The organism is Achromobacter sp. UBA2119, assembly GCF_002331005.1.
In the GTDB taxonomy this organism is placed as follows: Bacteria; Pseudomonadota; Gammaproteobacteria; order Burkholderiales; family Burkholderiaceae_B; genus Achromobacter; species Achromobacter animicus.
Genome location: NZ_DCYD01000008.1, coordinates 225,374 through 241,619 on the forward strand (window position 1 = coordinate 225,374; position 16,246 = coordinate 241,619).

The 16,246-nt window shown below is 66.1% G+C and carries 17 protein-coding genes; 9 read left to right on the forward strand and 8 right to left on the reverse strand.

Annotated features, from left to right (window positions below; translation table 11 throughout):
• The first annotated feature begins 138 nt into the window (after positions 1 to 138).
• Positions 139 to 651: a peptide deformylase gene (def, locus tag B3098_RS04785; RefSeq protein WP_286892089.1), complete on the forward strand. Its 513-nt coding sequence runs from the start codon at positions 139 to 141 to the stop codon at positions 649 to 651.
• A 67-nt stretch (positions 652 to 718) separates the two neighbouring features.
• Positions 719 to 1,660: a methionyl-tRNA formyltransferase gene (gene fmt, locus B3098_RS04790; protein ID WP_279973814.1), complete on the forward strand. Its 942-nt coding sequence runs from the start codon at positions 719 to 721 to the stop codon at positions 1,658 to 1,660.
• A gap of 41 nt (positions 1,661 to 1,701) precedes the next feature.
• Here fmt and B3098_RS04795 read toward each other — a convergent pair whose 3' ends face one another.
• The 5 genes from B3098_RS04795 to B3098_RS04815 all read right to left on the reverse strand — a co-directional run bounded on the left by B3098_RS04795 (position 1,702) and on the right by B3098_RS04815 (position 4,761).
• Positions 1,702 to 2,223 carry a class IV adenylate cyclase gene (locus tag B3098_RS04795; RefSeq protein WP_286892090.1) on the reverse strand — a complete coding sequence of 174 codons (522 nt, stop codon included), beginning with the start codon at positions 2,221 to 2,223 and terminating at the stop codon, positions 1,702 to 1,704.
• Positions 2,224 to 2,237: 14 nt separating this feature from the next.
• Positions 2,238 to 2,864 (reverse strand): pyridoxamine 5'-phosphate oxidase family protein, encoded by a 627-nt coding sequence (locus tag B3098_RS04800; protein ID WP_286892091.1) that lies wholly within the window; start codon positions 2,862 to 2,864, stop codon positions 2,238 to 2,240.
• A gap of 12 nt (positions 2,865 to 2,876) precedes the next feature.
• The gene (locus B3098_RS04805; RefSeq protein ID WP_175122063.1) at positions 2,877 to 3,503 is read right to left on the reverse strand and encodes an HAD hydrolase-like protein; all 627 of its coding nucleotides are present in this window, start codon (positions 3,501 to 3,503) and stop codon (positions 2,877 to 2,879) included.
• Between the two features lie 64 nt (positions 3,504 to 3,567).
• The gene (locus B3098_RS04810) at positions 3,568 to 4,134 is read right to left on the reverse strand and encodes a hypothetical protein (protein WP_175122064.1); all 567 of its coding nucleotides are present in this window, start codon (positions 4,132 to 4,134) and stop codon (positions 3,568 to 3,570) included.
• Between the two features lie 36 nt (positions 4,135 to 4,170).
• Positions 4,171 to 4,761: a TIGR00730 family Rossman fold protein gene (locus B3098_RS04815; RefSeq protein ID WP_175122065.1), complete on the reverse strand. Its 591-nt coding sequence runs from the start codon at positions 4,759 to 4,761 to the stop codon at positions 4,171 to 4,173.
• A 234-nt stretch (positions 4,762 to 4,995) separates the two neighbouring features.
• On the opposite strand from B3098_RS04815, the gene B3098_RS04820 reads away from it, so the two are divergent.
• Entirely contained in the window at positions 4,996 to 5,553 is a 558-nt protein-coding gene (locus B3098_RS04820) for a ferritin-like domain-containing protein (protein WP_191578425.1), read from the forward strand.
• A 79-nt stretch (positions 5,554 to 5,632) separates the two neighbouring features.
• Here B3098_RS04820 and rimO read toward each other — a convergent pair whose 3' ends face one another.
• From rimO to B3098_RS04835, 3 genes are all read right to left on the reverse strand, one after another.
• Positions 5,633 to 6,979: a 30S ribosomal protein S12 methylthiotransferase RimO gene (gene rimO, locus B3098_RS04825; protein ID WP_286892192.1), complete on the reverse strand. Its 1,347-nt coding sequence runs from the start codon at positions 6,977 to 6,979 to the stop codon at positions 5,633 to 5,635.
• Positions 6,980 to 7,121: 142 nt separating this feature from the next.
• Entirely contained in the window at positions 7,122 to 7,373 is a 252-nt protein-coding gene (locus B3098_RS04830; RefSeq protein WP_175122067.1) for a helix-turn-helix domain-containing protein, read from the reverse strand.
• Between the two features lie 190 nt (positions 7,374 to 7,563).
• Positions 7,564 to 8,196 carry a LysE family translocator gene (locus B3098_RS04835; protein WP_286892094.1) on the reverse strand — a complete coding sequence of 211 codons (633 nt, stop codon included), beginning with the start codon at positions 8,194 to 8,196 and terminating at the stop codon, positions 7,564 to 7,566.
• Positions 8,197 to 8,291: 95 nt separating this feature from the next.
• On the opposite strand from B3098_RS04835, the gene rsmB reads away from it, so the two are divergent.
• From rsmB to B3098_RS04865, 6 genes are read left to right on the forward strand one after another with little or no spacing between them, the layout of a single operon-like run.
• On the forward strand, positions 8,292 to 9,629 hold the full coding sequence (gene rsmB / locus B3098_RS04840) for a 16S rRNA (cytosine(967)-C(5))-methyltransferase RsmB (protein ID WP_286892096.1): 1,338 nt from the start codon (positions 8,292 to 8,294) through the stop codon (positions 9,627 to 9,629).
• 39 nt (positions 9,630 to 9,668) lie between these two features.
• Positions 9,669 to 10,259: a DUF4390 domain-containing protein gene (locus B3098_RS04845; protein ID WP_286892098.1), complete on the forward strand. Its 591-nt coding sequence runs from the start codon at positions 9,669 to 9,671 to the stop codon at positions 10,257 to 10,259.
• The gene (locus tag B3098_RS04850; RefSeq protein WP_175122071.1) at positions 10,256 to 12,571 is read left to right on the forward strand and encodes a sensor histidine kinase; all 2,316 of its coding nucleotides are present in this window, start codon (positions 10,256 to 10,258) and stop codon (positions 12,569 to 12,571) included. Before B3098_RS04845 ends, B3098_RS04850 begins: the two co-directional genes overlap by 4 nt.
• Before the next feature lie 11 nt (positions 12,572 to 12,582).
• A complete protein-coding gene (locus tag B3098_RS04855; RefSeq protein WP_175139011.1) occupies positions 12,583 to 13,278 on the forward strand; it encodes a response regulator in 696 nt (231 codons plus the stop codon).
• Positions 13,275 to 14,654 carry a Trk system potassium transporter TrkA gene (gene trkA / locus B3098_RS04860; protein ID WP_279973822.1) on the forward strand — a complete coding sequence of 460 codons (1,380 nt, stop codon included), beginning with the start codon at positions 13,275 to 13,277 and terminating at the stop codon, positions 14,652 to 14,654. Before B3098_RS04855 ends, trkA begins: the two co-directional genes overlap by 4 nt.
• Before the next feature lie 53 nt (positions 14,655 to 14,707).
• Positions 14,708 to 16,177: a TrkH family potassium uptake protein gene (locus tag B3098_RS04865; protein WP_191578419.1), complete on the forward strand. Its 1,470-nt coding sequence runs from the start codon at positions 14,708 to 14,710 to the stop codon at positions 16,175 to 16,177.
• Positions 16,178 to 16,246: the final 69 nt, after the last annotated feature.

Below are 16,246 nucleotides of genomic sequence, written 5' to 3' on the forward strand. Positions count from 1 at the left end.
GCGAGCTGTCGCCGGAATGCTCGAAAAAAGGGTGCCGTAGCAATGTCCGCAATGCCGGAATTAGCCGAAAACTATTAGAAATCAAGACTCTAATGAATTAAACTCTCGGACAAGCATTCCTACTGGCATCCCCATTCAATGGCTTTACTTCCCATCCTTCGCTACCCGGATCCGCGCTTGCACAAAAAGGCCAAGCCGGTTGCCGAGGTCGACGACCGCATCCGCCAACTCGTGCGCGACATGGCCGAAACCATGTACGACGCGCCGGGTGTGGGTCTGGCCGCGACCCAGGTCGACGTGCATGAGCGCGTGGTCGTGATCGACGTGTCCGAAGACAGCAATCAGTTGCTGACGCTGATCAATCCCGAGATCACCTGGCGCAGCGACGACTACAAGATCTACGAAGAAGGCTGTCTGTCCGTTCCCGGCGTGTACGACGACGTGGAACGCGCGTCGCGCATCCGCTGCAAGGCGCTGGACATCGACGGCAAGCCGTTCGAGTTCGAAGCCGACGGCCTCCTGGCCGTGTGCGTGCAGCACGAGCTGGATCATCTTGAAGGCAAGGTGTTCGTGGAATACCTGTCGAACCTCAAGCAGAACCGCATCAAAACGAGGCTCAAGAAGGCGGAGCGGGAAGCGCTGCGCGCCTGATCCCGGGGCCTGACTTCGGCCCATTCCCGCCCTCGCGCCTTCGTTCACCTCTTCAGCAGTCCACCTCATGCGCATCGTTTTTGCCGGCACCCCGGAATTCGCCCGTATCGCGTTCGACGCCCTGCGGGCCGCCGGCCACGACATCCCCTTGGTCATGACGCAGCCGGACCGGCCGGCGGGGCGGGGCCTGAAGCTCACGCCCAGCCCCGTCAAGCAGGCCGCGCTGGACGCCGGCATCGCCGTCGCTCAGCCGCGCAGCCTGCGCCTGGATGGCCGCTATCCCGACGAGGCCGCCGAAGCGCGCGCCCTGCTGGAAAGCGTGGCGCCCGATGTCATGGTGGTGGCGGCGTATGGATTGATCCTGCCGCAATGGGTGCTGGAGTTGCCGCGTCTGGGCTGCCTGAACATCCACGCCAGCCTCTTGCCGCGCTGGCGCGGCGCGGCGCCGATCCAGCGCGCGATCGAAGCGGGCGATGCGCGCACCGGCGTCACCATCATGCAGATGGACGAGGGCCTGGATACGGGCGACATGCTGCTCGAACGCATCGTGCCGATTTCGGACGATACCAATGCGGCGCAGTTGCACGACGCGCTGGCCGAGGCCGGTGGCGAAGCCATCGTCGAGGCGCTGGACGCGCTGGCCAAGGGCGGCCTGACCGCGCGCAAGCAGCCGGAAGACGGCGTGACTTACGCGGCCAAGCTGGACAAGGCCGAAGCCGCGCTCGATTGCACTCAGCCGGCCGAATTGCTGGCGCGCCGCGTGCGCGCCTTCAATCCGGTGCCCGGCGCCAGCATCCGCCTGCCGGGACTGCCCGATGCGGTGAAGGTCTGGCGTGCGCAGGCGCTGGACGAGGCCACCACGGCCGCGCCGGGCAGCGTATTGCGCGCCGACGCGGCGGGCATCGACATTGCCACCGGTCAGGGCGTGCTGCGTTTGCTTGAACTGCAAAAGGCGGGCGGCAAGCGCCAACCCGTGGATGTGTTCGTGCGCGGCTGGCAGCCGGCCTGAACCTGCCCCAAGACGGATCACGCCCGGCGGCACGCGAGGCATCAGCCCTTGTGGCGCGCCGCCAGCAGATCCAGGTAGGCGCCCGATAGCAACTGCTCGGGCGCGACGCCCAGCCCGGCCATCAGCGTGCGGGCTTCTTCCATTCCCGCCTCGACGGTCTCGCCCTCGCGCAGCACCACTTCCAGTTCCAGGAATTCGCCCAGGCCTTCCACCCGGTCCAGATGGATGCGGGTGCGTCCGGCCACGAAGACCGTACGGTGCTTTTTCACGCGGCCGATCACGCCGTAGGCGTGCGATAACGCCTCGCGCAGCGTGTCGGGTTCGTCCGTGGGCGAAATGACGTAGAAGCTCTCCTTGGGACCGCTGTCGTCGGCGCGCTGATAGAAGATCAGCTCGCCCGAGCCATCTGCGAAGGCGCGCAGTTTCAAGCGGCCATTGGCGCACGTGAAGAAGGTGTCGTCCTGGTCGATGAACGCCGGTTCCTGGCCGGACAGCGCCGCGGCCAGGTGTTCGATGGCGTCCAGGCTGTCGACCCGCGCCTTGATTTCGACGTTGCGTGCCATGGGCGCCTCGGAGTTCAGTAAAGCGAGCTGGCCACGCGCGCGGGCAGGTCGCGGTCGTAGGCCACGCCGTCAAACGTGCCGGACGTCAGGTCGGAAAGTATCCGGCCGACGCTGGGCAGCGCGGTGCGGGGAATCTGCGTTTCTGGATCCCACAGGCGCGAGCGCAGCAGCGCGCGCGAGCACTGGAAGTAGACCTTGTGCACGTCGACGATCAGCACGGAGCGCGGCAGCTTGCCGTCCATCTCGAAGCGCGCCAGCAGTGCGGGGTCGACGCTGATGCGCGCCGTGCCGTTCACGCGCAGCGTCTCGCCCACGCCCGGCACCAGGAACAGCAGGGCCACCCTCGGATCGGCGATGACGTTGAGCAGGCTGTCCACGCGGTTGTTGCCACGGCGGTCGGGCAACAAGAGCGTCTTTTCGTCTTCCACCACGACGAACCCGGCGGGGTCGCCGCGCGGCGAGGCGTCCAGCCCGTCCGGTCCCGCGGTCGCCAGCAGCGCAAAGGGCGCGGCTTCGATGAACGCGCGGTAGTGCGGATGCACGTGGTCAACCTCCTTTTTCAGTGAGGCTTCGCCGGGCGAACCGTAAAGCGCTTGCAGGGCGTCGGCGTCGGTAATCAGGTGGGCGGGATCGGTGTGCATGGGATCTGGGCGTTACGCCAGTGCGTTGGGAAGGTCTTCGACCGTCAGGAAGAGTTCATCGGGGCCGCGGCCGCGCAGGGCGTCCGGGTGGTTATAGCCCCAGGCGACCGACCCGACGCGCACGCCCGCCTTGCGGGCCGCGTCGATGTCGCGCATTTCGTCGCCCACCAGCAGGAAGCGCTCCGGCGCGGTGCCGTGCTGCTTGAGCAGGCGGTCGATCTTGGCGGCCTTGCCGAACAGGTCGGTGCCGCATTCGTAGTCGTCAAAGAGCGCGGCGGTTTCTTCGCCCAGCACGCGCTGCACGTTCTCGACGGAGTTGGAACTGACCACCGCCAGGCGCAGGCCGCTCGCCTTCAGGCGGGCCAGCGCGTCGGGGATGCCGTCGAACAACTGGACGCTGGGGTCGATGTCCTGCATCAGCGTGCGCACGTGCGTCATGATCGCGGGCAGCTTCCACAGCGGGATGTTCAGGTACTTCAGGATCTCCATCGCGTCGCGGCTGCGCAGTTGCTCGCGCTCGGCCGCGTCGATCTGGCGGAAGTTGTACTTGTCCGCGACGGTGTTGAGGATGGAGTTGAACCACGGCATGGTGTCTGCCAGGGTTCCGTCAAAGTCGAAGGCTGCGATGTCGTATTTCAATTCTTGAATCCAGTGCCGGCAGGCCGGTCAAGGACGCCCGTTTCACAGGCGCCTTGCGCGAGCCCTACACGCCGTGCGGGTGAAGAAGATAGTGCACGACCGGCGCCAGGTCTTCAAGCGGCGGGGCGCCGGCGACCACGCGCGCCGCGCTGGTCCAGGGATAGTCCAGGGCCAGCAGCCAGCCGAACACCGCGGCCGAATTGGCGGGCGGCAGGCTGACCATGGTTTCGATCGTGATGGTCAGGCGTTTGGCGCGATACGGGTCGGGCTGAAACGCCCAGTCGTAGCGGCCACAGCCCACGCGCACGTTGCCGGTGGCTTTTTCCGTCATGCCGACCAGCCAGTCGCAGTGGTATTCGGACAGGCGCGCATCGGCGTCCGGGCGCGACAGGTAAAAGGTGTAGACGTTGTCGTAGGTCTGGCCGAACTTGCGCACCAGCGTGTCGGTGATGGCGGCCAGGCCATGCGATTCGGGCGGAAAGGCGATGGCCTGCGTGCGCAGGGCCATCTTCAGCACGGCGTCGGGCGCAAAGGCACGGGCCATGTAATGCGGGCGGTTCTCGTCCTTCGCGTGAAAATAGTCGCGCAATACGGACTCGGTGCAGGCGGGGAACAACGAATCGGTGGGCATTGCGGGGGGCTTCCGTTCAGGTCTCAAGCGTCGGTGTCAGGGCTTTCTGACCGGATCGAACCATTTCGAGACGTTGGGCGGCTCGTAGATGGCGTAGCGATCCAGCAGCAAGGCGGGGTCTTCTTCCACCACCAGCATGTCGCGATGCTGGGGACGGATGAATGCTTCTTCCACGGTGTGGTCGATGAATTGCATCAGGGCATCGTAGTACCCGGCGACGTTCAGCAGTCCGCAGGGCTTCTGGTGCATGCCCAGCTGCGCCCAGGTCCATACCTCGAAGAACTCTTCCAGCGTGCCGGCGCCGCCGGGCAAGGCGATGAAGCCATCTGACTTCTCCATCATCATGGCCTTGCGCTCGTGCATGTTCTGCACCATGTGCAGTTCCGTCAGCCCCAGGTGCGCCTGCTCCTTTTTCAGAAGCAGTTCGGGAATCACACCGATCACGCGGCCGCCGCCGGCCAGCACTTCATTGGCCACCACACCCATGATGCCGACGATCGATCCGCCGTACACCAGGCCCAGGTCGCGCTTGACGAGTTCGCGCGCCAGCACGCGGGCCTGCTCGATGTAGTCCGGGCGCGTGCCCGGGTTGGAGCCGCAATACACGCAGATATTCTTCAGGGTCATAAAAACGGTGGGAAATTGCCGGCCGCGTTACAGATTGCGTCACGATGCCTTTCGCGAAGCCGATAGTTTACGCAAGGTTGCGCAGGAGCCTTTTTGCGGCGGGGGCGGTCCGGCCGCGCTGCACGGGCAATGTTTGGACACAGCATGTTCCGGCATGGCCGGTAGACTGAATATTGCGAAAACGACTGGAAGTCCAGCGTCGTGCTGCTTTCACTGACTAGAGGAGCTAACGATATGGAACAAGCAACCCGCACCCCGCAGCAAACCAAACGTCCCTTCGACATGGATGTGCAGGCGATTCGCGCCAAGGCGCGCAAGGACATCGAATCCGGCGCCATCACGGACACCTACCGTGCAGACCGCGAAACCGTGCTGAAGCTGCTGAATGAAGCGCTGGCCACGGAAATCGTCTGTGTGCTGCGCTACAAGCGCCACTACTTCATGGCCCGTGGCCTGAATGCCGAACCCGTCGCCGCCGAGTTCGCCGAGCATGCAACGCAGGAACAGGAGCATGCCGACAAGCTGGCCGAGCGTATCGTGCAGTTGGGCGGCGAGCCGGATCTGTCGCCCAAGGGGCTGCTGGAGCGCAGCCACTCGGAATACGTCGAAGGCAACACGCTGGAAGAGATGATCAAGGAAAACCTGATCGCCGAGCGGATCGCCATCGACAGCTATCGCCAGATGATCGAGTACATCGGCGAACAGGACACGACCACGCGCCGTCTGCTGGAAGAAATCCTGGCGGTTGAAGAGGAACACGCCGACGATCTGTCGGACTTCCTGGAAAAGTGACGCGGCGCTGATCCGCCAAAGCAAAACGCCGTCCGGCGCGCGATGCGCCGGACGGCGTATGTTCTGAAGACGCCCTGGATCAGACCACGTCGGCCCAGAGATCGTATTCGTCGGAGTCGGTGACGCGCACGCGCACCATGTCGCCCGGCTGCAGAGCCTTGTCCGAACTGACGTAGACGCAGCCGTCGATTTCAGGCGCGTCGGCGGCGCTGCGGCCCACGGCGCCGTCTTCGTCGACCTCGTCGATCAGCACGTCGATCTCGCGGCCCACCTTGAGCGCCAGGCGCTCAGCTGAAATGGTTTGCTGCAGCGCCATGAAACGTTCCCAGCGGTCCTGCTTGACGTCGTCCGGCACCGGATCGTCCAGCAGGTTGGCGGGCGCGCCTTCGACGGGCGAATACTGGAAACAGCCCACGCGGTCGAGCTGCGCTTCCTGCATCCAGTCCAGCAGGTATTGGAAGTCTTCCTCGGTTTCGCCGGGAAAGCCCACGATGAAGGTCGAGCGGATCGTCAGGTCCGGACAGATCTCGCGCCAGCGCTTGATGCGCGCCAGCGTCTTGTCCTCGAAGGCCGGGCGCTTCATCAGCTTCAGGATGCGCGGGCTGGCGTGCTGGAACGGAATATCCAGGTACGGCAGGATCTTGCCCTCCGCCATCAGCGGAATCACTTCGTCCACGTGCGGGTACGGATACACGTAGTGCAGGCGCGTCCAGACGCCCATTTCAGACAAGGCCATACAGAGCTCGGTCATGCGCGTCCTGACCGGGCGGCCGTTCCAGAAGCCGCTGCGGTACTTCATGTCCACGCCGTACGCGCTGGTGTCCTGCGAGATCACCAGCAGCTCTTTGACGCCCGCCTTCACCAGACGCTCGGCTTCGTTCAGCACGTCGCCCACGGGACGGCTGACCAGGTCGCCGCGCATCGAGGGGATGATGCAGAAGCTGCAGCGATGATTGCAGCCTTCGGAGATCTTCAGGTAGGCGTAGTGGCGCGGCGTGAGCTTGACGCCCTGCGGCGGCACCAGGTCCACGTAGGGGTTGTGGTCCGCGCGCGGGGGCGCCGCGCTGTGCACGGCGCGTACGACCTCTTCATATTGCTGAGGGCCGGTCACCGACAGTACGCTGGGGTGCACGTCGCGGATCACCGATTCTTCGACGCCCATGCAGCCGGTCACGATGACCTTGCCGTTTTCGGCAAGGGCCTCGCCGATGGCTTCCAGCGATTCGGCTTTGGCGCTGTCGATGAAGCCACAGGTGTTGACGACGACCACGTCCGCATCGTTGTACTCGGGCGTGACTTCGTAGCCTTCGGTGCGCAACTGGGTCAGGATGCGTTCGGAGTCGACCAGTGCCTTCGGACAGCCCAGCGATACGAAGCCCACGCGCGGCGCGCGGCCGGGGTTGGCCTCTTGCGCGGCGGCCGTGATGGCATCGAGCGTGGCGTTGTTGCCGTTGCTGGGGGCAGCGCCGGCGCCTTTGCCGGGGCGGGAATGTTCAATAGCTTCCAATCTAATTCACCGTAGGTTCGCGCACGGGCATTCGGCGTGCGGCGGGGTCATCGTCAAAGATTCAGGGCCAGGCCGGAGCGTCCTGGGAGGACAGGTGGCGCAGCGTTTCCGGATGAAGCATGGCGACGCGCAGCAAGGTCTGCGCGGCGCCGGAGGGGTTGCGCCGGCCTTGCTCCCAATCCTGCAAGGTGCGCACGCTTACGCCCAACAACTCCGCGAAATCCGCCTGCGGCAGGCCCACGCGATTGCGCGCTTCGCTGATATGCGACGCCTGCCACCGGACGGACCGGGCAGGCGGTACAGCCTTCTTCATAACTCAATCACTGGGAGGGGGCGGTGCGGCATTCATTCGCGCCGGCGGGCATTCGGCCGGCGGCCGCACCGATGGGGATAGCGGGGCAGCGCAGGATTATACGGCATTGCCGTAGGCGGGGATAGCACGGGATGGTGGGGCCCGTCCGGCAACGGGGGACGGAAAGCCGCGTGGAACCGGGATCCGCGTATCAGGCCGCAGTGCGGCGATACAGCGCCAGTGTGCCCGCCAGTCCGATCAGCATGCCGCCGCAGATCCGGTTCAGCCAGCGCAGGCCGCCTGCCTGGAAGGCGCGCACCATCTGTGCGCCCAGCGCCGCATAAGCCAGCATTGTCGCCACGTTCAGCAGCGCCAGGACGGCCGCCAGGATGGTGTATTGGGCGGGCAGGGGAGCGGCGGGGTTGATGAATTGGGGTAGGAAGGCCGACATGAACAGCAGGGCCTTGGGATTGGTCAGGGCCACGACGAAGCTGCGCAGGCCCAGCGACAGACCGGCGGGGCGGCTATCGCGGGCGTGTTCGGACGGCAGCGTCAGCGCCGCGTCCGAGCGCAGGAGCTTCCAGCCCAGCCAGGCCAGGTACGCGGCGCCCACCCATTTGACGATCTGGAAGGCGACCTCGGAGGCGGCCAGCAGCACCCCCAGGCCGCAGGCCACGGCGCCGATCAGGACCAGATCCGCCAGCACCGCGCCGCCCATGCCCCAGCAGGCGGCGCGCACGCCGTGGCGCGAACCGTTGCTCATGGCGAGCAGCGTGGTGGGTCCGGGCGTGACGATGGCGACGGCAGAGGCCAGGACAAACAGCAGCAGCGTGGCGAGGGTCATGACGGGGCTCCAGGGCAGGGAGCCAGTGTGCCGCGCGGGCCGCCGTCCGTCCAGGTCCGGGCTACCATAGCGGTCTTACTCTTTGATTTCGCACCATGTCCACCCGTCCTGACTCCCCCAATCTGGCCCCCCCGCTTTCTTCCGTACTTCTTGGCAGCGCGGGGGTGGTGGAGGACGTGCTCGACGGGCGCTCGCTCACGGAGGCGCTGGCCGAGGTCGATGGCGCGCTGCGTCCGGCCACGCAGGCGGTGTCGTTCCACGCGATGCGCTACCTGGGCTGGGCCGACGCCGTCGGCCGCGAGATGGTGCAGCGTTACCCCAGCGTGCTGTTCGAATCCCTGCTGCTGGTGTCGCTGACGCTGCTCAAGGAAGAGGGCGATGCGGCCGTCGCCCTGCCCGGCATGCCGGTCTACGCCCCGCACACGGTCGTCGACCAGGCGGTGACCGCGGCCGCCGGGTCGCGCGCCCTGGCGTCCTACAAGGGGATGCTCAACGCCTGCTTGCGCCGTTTCTTGCGTGAACGCGCCGCGCTGGCGGCCGCGGTGGCCGACAGCCCCGAGGCGCAATTCAATCATCCAGGCTGGTGGGTCAAGCAACTTACCGTGGCCTATCCGAAGCAATGGCGCGAGATCCTGGCGGCGTCCAATCTGCCGGCCCCGCTGACCTTGCGGGTCAACCGCCGCCGCGCCACCCGCGAGCAGGTGCTGGCCGCCTTTGAAGAGGCGGGCTTGGCGGCAGAAGCCGTGGGCCAGTCGGGCGTGGTGCTGGCCACGCCCAAACCGGTGACGCAGTTGCCGGGGTTTGCCGAGGGCTGGTGGTCGGTGCAGGATGCGGGCGCCCAGCTCGCGGCCGAACTGCTGGCCCCTGCCGACGGCATGCGCGTGCTGGACGCCTGCGCGGCGCCCGGGGGCAAGACGGCACACCTGCTTGAAATTGCCGATATCGACCTGCTCGCCCTGGATGCCGACGCCGACCGTCTTGGCCGCGTCGAACAGAACCTGGAACGGCTGGGCCTGGGCGGCGGCCATGTCCGGCTGAAGGCGGCCGACGCCGCCGACCTGGACGCGTGGTGGGACGGCAAGCCCTTTGACGCCGTGCTGGCGGACGTGCCGTGCACGGCATCGGGCATTGTCCGGCGCCACCCTGACATCCGCTGGCTGCGCCGCGAAAACGACCTGCGCCGCACCGCCAGCCTGCAGACCCGGATCCTGGACGCGCTGTGGTCCACCGTGGCCCCCGGCGGCCGGCTGCTCTATGTGACGTGCTCGGTGTTCCCGATCGAAGGCACGCGCCAGGCCCTGGAATTCCTGCAGCGCCATCCCGACGCGACCCGCCTGGACGCGCCCGGCCAATTGCTGCCAGTTGCGGTCGATGCAACACCCGCGGCGCAACACGACGGGTTTTTCTACGCCTTGTTTGCCAAGCAGTCCTGAATCCCGAAGAATAGGGGCGTGACGTAGTTCCGGTGCCGTATGTCCATTATTTCGCGCGTAATTCTTGGGTTGTTGCTGGTATCTGCCGTGCTTTTGACTGCGCCGGGTGGTGTGGCTCACGCGTCCGAGCCGCGCGTGACGCGCGTGGAGCCGGTGGTGCGCGACGGCAACCTGGAAATCGACGCGGACATCGAATTCGAGCTGAACCAGCAGTTGCGCGACGCCGCCCAGCGCGGCGTCGCGCTGTATTTCACGGCTGACCTGACCATCACCCGAGAGCGCTGGTACTGGTTCGACGAGTCGCTGGTGGACACATCGCGCACCTGGCGTGTGGTCTATAACGCGTTGACCCGCCAGTGGCGGGCGGGCGTGGGCGAGCTGTCCTTTCCGGTGGCCTCGCTGGACGACGCCATGAGCGCCATCCGGCATATCCGCAATTGGCGGGTTGCGAAGGCCGGCGAGTTTGATGCGGGGTCGCAATACAACGGGCAGTTGCGCCTCCGGCTGGATACGTCGCTGTTGCCCAGGCCGTTTCAGGTCAACGCCCTGAACAGCAGCTCGTGGGCGCAGGCGACGCCGTGGATGGACTTCTCGTTCATGTTGGGCGACAAGGAGAAAGATCCCTCATGAGGCTTTTGCTTCGGCTGGCGCTGATGGTCGGCGCCGTGAGCGGCCTGGCGCTGCTGGGCCTTCTGGCCTGGTCCACCGGAAACGCCTCGCGTTTTGCGCGCTACTACGACACGCTGCTGGTCCTGAACGGCATCTTTGCGCTGGCGCTCTTTGTCTGGGTTGTCGCGCTGACGGTGCGGCTGGCCCGGCAGATCCGGCGCCGGCAGTTCGGCGCGCGGCTCACCGCGCGCTTTTCCCTGGCTTTCGCCCTGATCGGCGTGGTGCCCGGCGCGCTCATCTACACCGTGTCGGTGCAGTTCATGTCGCGCTCGATCGAATCCTGGTTCAACGTGCGCGTGGACACGGCGCTGGAAGCCGGCCTGAACCTGGGCCGCGCCGCCCTGGACTCGCTGCTGGCCGACCTGGACGCCCGGGCCCGCTCAATGGCCGTGGAACTGAACCGCAGCACCGACAGCGGCGTGACGCTGGCGCTGACCCGGCTGCGCGAGGCCAACGGCGTGCAGGAAGCCATGGTGTTCACGGGCAGCGGCCGCATGGTGGCGTTTTCGACCAGCCAGTACGGCCAGTTGCTGCCGGCGATGCCGCCTTCCACGGTGATGAACCAGCTGCGGTTGGCGCGCGGTTATTCCGCGGCCGAAGCCGACGATCCGGTTACCGCGGGCGCCGAAGGCGGCCTGCATCTGCGCGTGGTGATTCCGCTGAACGGTCCGGACCGCTACGACAACCTGCTGGGTCCGGCCTCCGAGCCGCGCTGGCTGCAACTGCTGCAGCCGGTGCCCGAGCAGATCGCGCACAACGCCAACCTGGTGCAGCAGGGCTTCCGGGATTACCAGGAACTGGCGCTGTCGCGGCTGGGCCTGCGCAAGCTCTATGGCATCACGCTGACGCTGGCCCTGCTACTGGCCGCGTTTGGCGCCATCGCGGTGGCGCTGTCCCTGTCCAAGCGGCTGGTGCGCCCGCTGCTCAGCCTGGCGGGCGGCACGCAGGCGGTGGGCGTGGGCGACTACCGGCCCCTGCCCGAGCCGCCGGAACGCGACGAAGTCGGCCAGCTCACGCGGTCGTTCAACGCCATGACCCGCCAGCTCGACGAAGCGCGCCGCATGGTCGAAAGCAACCGCCAGCAGCTCGAACGCTCCAACGTCTATCTGGAAAGCGTGCTGTCCAACCTGTCTTCCGGCGTGCTGGTGTTCGACGAAGCGTTCCGCGTCACCACCGTGAACCAGGGCGCCCAGACCATCCTGGGCGCGGACCTGCGCTCGGTCATCGGCCGCCCGCTCGAAACCGCGGACGGCATGCTGGAATTTGCGAATATCGTGCGCCAGGCGTTTTCCACACACGCGGCGGTCGGCTCCGAGCGCCAGCACTGGCAACAGCAATTTGAAATTGCGCCCGCCCAGACCGAAGGCGAGACCGCATCCCAGCCGCTGACCTTGCTGGCGCGGGGCACGCACCTGCGCGTCGATGGGCGCGGCAACGGTTATCTGGTGGTGTTCGACGACATCACCGAAGTGATTTCCGCCAACCGGACCGTGGCGTGGGGCGAGGTGGCGCGCCGCCTGGCCCACGAAATCAAGAATCCGCTGACCCCGATCCAGCTCTCGGCCGAGCGCCTGGCCATGAAGCTGGAAGGCAAGCTGCCGCCCGCCGAGGCGCAGATCGTGGCGCGCTCCACCAACACGATCGTGAACCAGGTGGCGTCGCTCAAGCAGATGGTGGACGACTTCCGCGAGTATGCGCGTACGCCGCCGGCCGTCATGCAGCGCATCAATTTCAACGCGCTGGTGGCGGACGTGCTGTCGCTCTATGGCTGGGAACCCGAGGGCGCCCCGTCGCGCCTGACGGAAAAGGCCTTGAATCTGGACGTCAACCTTGGCGCCGACCTGCCCGATATCGAAGGCGATCCGACCCAGCTCCGGCAGGTGATCCACAACCTGCTTTCCAATGCGCGCGATGCGATCGCGGAACTGGGCGGGCAGGGCCGCGTCAGCGTGACGACCCAGCTCATGCGCAGCGAACAGCCTGATCGTGTGGCGCATCAGGCGCTGCGTTTCACGGTGGCGGACACGGGTCCCGGCTTCCCGCCGCAGGTCATGCAACGCGCATTTGAGCCCTACGTAACCACAAAGTCCCACGGGACTGGGTTAGGATTGGCAATCGTCCGCAAGATCGTGGAAGAGCATGGCGGACGTATCGACCTTGCCAACCGCAAGGAAGGAGGGGCGCGGATTTCCATCCTGTTGACCCGGCTCGCGCCCGGGTCCGACACTATGGACGCCACCGCGCAAGAAAAGGATAATGCGGCTACGCAATAGGTGGATGCTTTATGGCCAGAATTCTGGTGGTTGACGACGAAGTCGGTATACGCGAACTGTTGTCGGAAATCCTTTACGACGAGGGACACACGGTCGAGCTGGCCGAAAACGCGGCGCAAGCGCGCGCTGCCCGTCTTCGCATGCGTCCCGATCTGGTGTTGCTGGACATCTGGATGCCCGACACCGACGGCGTCAGCCTGCTCAAGGAGTGGGGCTCGCAAGGCTTGCTGGACATGCCTGTCATCATGATGAGCGGCCACGCCACCATCGACACGGCGGTCGAAGCCACGCGCATCGGCGCCATGGATTTCCTCGAAAAGCCCATTACGCTGCAGCGTCTGCTCAAGACCGTTGCCGCGGGCCTGGCGCGTGGCCGCGTGCCGCATGCGGCGCCCGCCGCCGCCAATCCGGCCGTCGCCAGCCCGATCGTGGCGCTGGAAGACGAACTGGATCCGCCCGCCGCGCTGTCCGCCGTGTCCGCCAACGATGTGCCGGCCACGTCCAACGGCCAGCTGGGCAGCATCTCGCTGGACCAGCCGCTGCGCGAAGCGCGCGACGAATTCGAGCGCATCTACTTTGAATACCACCTGGTCAGGGAAAGCCACAGCATGACGCGCGTGTCCGAACGTACCGGGCTGGAACGCACCCACCTCTACCGCAAGCTCAAGCAATTGGGCATCGAGTCCGCGCGCAAGCGCAGCACATGAAGATCCTGATCATGGGCGCTGGTCGCGTAGGCACCAGCGTGGCGGAAAACCTGGTGTCCGAGCAAAACGACATCACGGTCATCGATTCCGACCCCGCCCAGTTGCAATACCTGCAAGAACACTTTGACCTGCGTGTCGTCCTGGGTGACGGCTCGCAGGTTTCTGTTTTGGAAAATGCCGGCGCCGCCGACACCGATCTCTTCATCGCCTGTGCGGCCTCCGACACCGCCAACATGGTGGCGTGCAAGGTCGCGCGCCAGCTGTTCAACATCCCCCGCCGCATCGCCCGTATCCGCTCCGCTGAGTTTCCCGAGTATCCGGAACTCATGAGCGAAGAAGGCTTTTGCATCGACGCGCTCATCAGCCCCGAACGCAGCGTCACCACCTACCTGCAAAGCCTCATCGAATTCCCTGAGGCCCTGCAGGTCGTGGAATTCGCCGAAGGCCGCGTCAGCGTCGTGACCGTACGCGTGGGGCATGGCAGCCCGATGGCGCATTCGTCCGTGGACAAGCTGCGCGACGTCTGGCCGGACGTGAAGGCGCGCGTCATCGACGTCCTGCGCGACGGCCGTCCCCTGCGGGCGGGCAGCGGCACCGTCATCGCCCCGGGCGATGAAGTCGTGCTGGTCGTCGATTCCGACCACGCGCGGCGCGCCGTGCGCAAGCTGCGCGACGCCGAGCGCGCGGTGCGCCGCGTCATGATTGCGGGCGGCGGCAACATCGGCCTGCGCCTGGCGCGCCAGCTTGCCGAGGAAAAGTACAGCGTCCGCATCATCGAGCACGACCTGAAGCGCTGCGAATACCTGGCGACCCAGCTTCCGGACAGCGTGCTGATCCTGCACGGCAGCGGCACCGACGAGGCGCTGCTCGAGCGCGAGAACATCGAGGACATGGACACGTGGCTGGCCCTGACCAGCGACGACGAAGACAACATCATGTCGTCGCTGCTGGCCAAGCGGTTGGGCGCGCGCAAGGTGATCGCGCTGATCAACCGCCACGCGTACGGCGAACTCATGCAGGGCAGTCATATCGACATCGCCGTGTCGCCGTCGCAGGCCACCATGAGCGAACTGCTGCGCCACGTGCGCCGCGGCGACGTGGTGGCCGTGCACCGGCTGCGCCAGGGCGTGGCCGAGGCGCTGGAGGCCATTGCCCACGGCGACCGCTCCACGTCCAAGGTGGTGGGGCGCGCGGTGGGCAAGATCAGCCTGCCCAAGGGCGCCAGCATCGGCGCGCTGGTGCGCGGCGAAGAAATCATCCTGCCGGACGCCGACACCGTCATCGAAACCGACGACCACGTCATCGTCTTCGTGCCCTCGCGCCAGCAGATGCCGCGCGTGGAAAAGCTGTTCCAGGTTTCGGCCTCGTTTTTCTGATGCGCCGCCCCGTTCACCCCTTGCGTGGGCCGCGAGCGGCCGGATAAGCCTCCATGAAGCGCGTCCTGGCCACCCTGTACATCCTGGGCCTCACCATGGTGATGTTCGCCCTCACCATGCTGATCCCGCTGTTCATCGCCTATGTGGGCGGCGACGCGGCGCGCGACGCCTTCCGCGATGGCTTCCTGATTTCCGTCGGCATCGGCGGCGGCCTGGCCGCGCTGACCCGGCGCAATCGCAGCGAATTGCGGGCGCGCGACGGCTTCGTGCTGGTGTCGGCCGTCTGGGCAGGTCTGCCGCTGCTGGCGGCCATTCCGCTGCTGCTGTACTTCCATGGCGCGGGGCTGCCGCTGTCCTTCACGGGCGCCTATTTCGAGGCGATGTCCGGGCTGACCACCACCGGCGCCACAGTCCTGACCAACCTGGACACCTTGCCGCCATCGATCAACCTGTGGCGGGCGACGCTGATCTGGATCGGCGGCATGGGCATCCTGGTGCTGGCCGTCGCCATTCTGCCGCTGCTGGGCGTCGGCGGGCATCAGGTGGTGCGGGCCGAGACTCCGGGGCCCATGAAAGACGAGCGCCTGACGCCCCGCATCGCCAGCACGGCCAAGGCGCTGTACGCGGTCTATTTCGTGTTCTCCATCCTCTGCTTCATTGCGTACCGGCTGGCCGGGCTGTCTTGGTTCGAGGCCTGGTGCCACATGGCCACCACCATGGGGCTGGGCGGCTTTTCCACCTGGGACGACGGCTTCGCGCACTTTGACTCCGTCGCGGTCGAAATGGTGGCGATGGTGTTCATGCTGATCGCGGGCATCAACTTCGCCACGCACTTCAATGCCTTCCGCCAGCGCAGTCCGCGCGCCTATTGGCGCTGTCCGGAGGCCATCCCGTACCTGGTCGTCGTGCTGGGGGTCGGACTGGTCATCTCGGTGTACCTCTTCATCAAGGACGTCTACACCGACCCGCTGGAAGCGCTGCGCTACGGGATGTTCAACACCATCTCCATGGCTACCACGACCGGCTATGCCAATACCGATTTCGCCCAATGGCCGCTGTTTGCGCCGCTGACGATGCTGCTGCTGTCGGGCTTTGCGACGTCGGCGGGGTCGACGGGGGGCGGGATCAAGATGATCCGCGCCATCCTGCTGATCAAGCAGGCCCGCAATGAGCTGGTCACCATGTTGCATCCGCATGCCGTCAGCCCGGTCCGGATCAACGGCCGGGCGGTTGAGACGCGCACCATGTCGTCCGTGCTGGCCTTCATGCTGTTCTACGGCCTGTCCATCGCGGTGTTCACCAGCCTGCTGCTGCTCTCGGGCCTGGACCCGATCACGGCGTTCTCGGCCGTTTTCGCCAGCGTGAACAACACCGGGCCCGGCCTGGGGCCGGTGGGCCCCATGGGCACCTTTGCGGTGCTGTCGGACTTCCAGATCTGGGTCTGCACCTTTGCCATGCTGATCGGCCGGCTGGAACTGCTGACGGTGCTGGTGCTCTTCACGCCGATCTTCTGGCGCAAATAGGCGCCGCCACGCCTCGGAATCATCAGGGATAACCCTGATTAGGGTTATCCCGCCCCCTTTGGAAATCCC

Bases quoted from the DNA above. Each gene is read 5' to 3' on its own strand.
- B3098_RS04855 (WP_175139011.1), top strand. From the start codon at position 12,583: ATGGCCAGAATTCTGGTGGTTGACGACGAAGTCGGTATACGCGAACTG.
- B3098_RS04820 (WP_191578425.1), top strand. From the start codon at position 4,996: ATGGAACAAGCAACCCGCACCCCGCAGCAAACCAAACGTCCCTTCGAC.
- B3098_RS04815 (WP_175122065.1), bottom strand. From the start codon at position 4,761: ATGACCCTGAAGAATATCTGCGTGTATTGCGGCTCCAACCCGGGCACG.
- rsmB (WP_286892096.1), top strand. From the start codon at position 8,292: ATGTCCACCCGTCCTGACTCCCCCAATCTGGCCCCCCCGCTTTCTTCC.
- B3098_RS04865 (WP_191578419.1), top strand. From the start codon at position 14,708: ATGAAGCGCGTCCTGGCCACCCTGTACATCCTGGGCCTCACCATGGTG.
- B3098_RS04830 (WP_175122067.1), bottom strand. From the start codon at position 7,373: ATGAAGAAGGCTGTACCGCCTGCCCGGTCCGTCCGGTGGCAGGCGTCG.
- B3098_RS04835 (WP_286892094.1), bottom strand. From the start codon at position 8,196: ATGACCCTCGCCACGCTGCTGCTGTTTGTCCTGGCCTCTGCCGTCGCC.
- def (WP_286892089.1), top strand. From the start codon at position 139: ATGGCTTTACTTCCCATCCTTCGCTACCCGGATCCGCGCTTGCACAAA.
- B3098_RS04810 (WP_175122064.1), bottom strand. From the start codon at position 4,134: ATGCCCACCGATTCGTTGTTCCCCGCCTGCACCGAGTCCGTATTGCGC.
- B3098_RS04850 (WP_175122071.1), top strand. From the start codon at position 10,256: ATGAGGCTTTTGCTTCGGCTGGCGCTGATGGTCGGCGCCGTGAGCGGC.
- fmt (WP_279973814.1), top strand. From the start codon at position 719: ATGCGCATCGTTTTTGCCGGCACCCCGGAATTCGCCCGTATCGCGTTC.
- B3098_RS04845 (WP_286892098.1), top strand. From the start codon at position 9,669: ATGTCCATTATTTCGCGCGTAATTCTTGGGTTGTTGCTGGTATCTGCC.
- trkA (WP_279973822.1), top strand. From the start codon at position 13,275: ATGAAGATCCTGATCATGGGCGCTGGTCGCGTAGGCACCAGCGTGGCG.
- B3098_RS04800 (WP_286892091.1), bottom strand. From the start codon at position 2,864: ATGCACACCGATCCCGCCCACCTGATTACCGACGCCGACGCCCTGCAA.
- B3098_RS04795 (WP_286892090.1), bottom strand. From the start codon at position 2,223: ATGGCACGCAACGTCGAAATCAAGGCGCGGGTCGACAGCCTGGACGCC.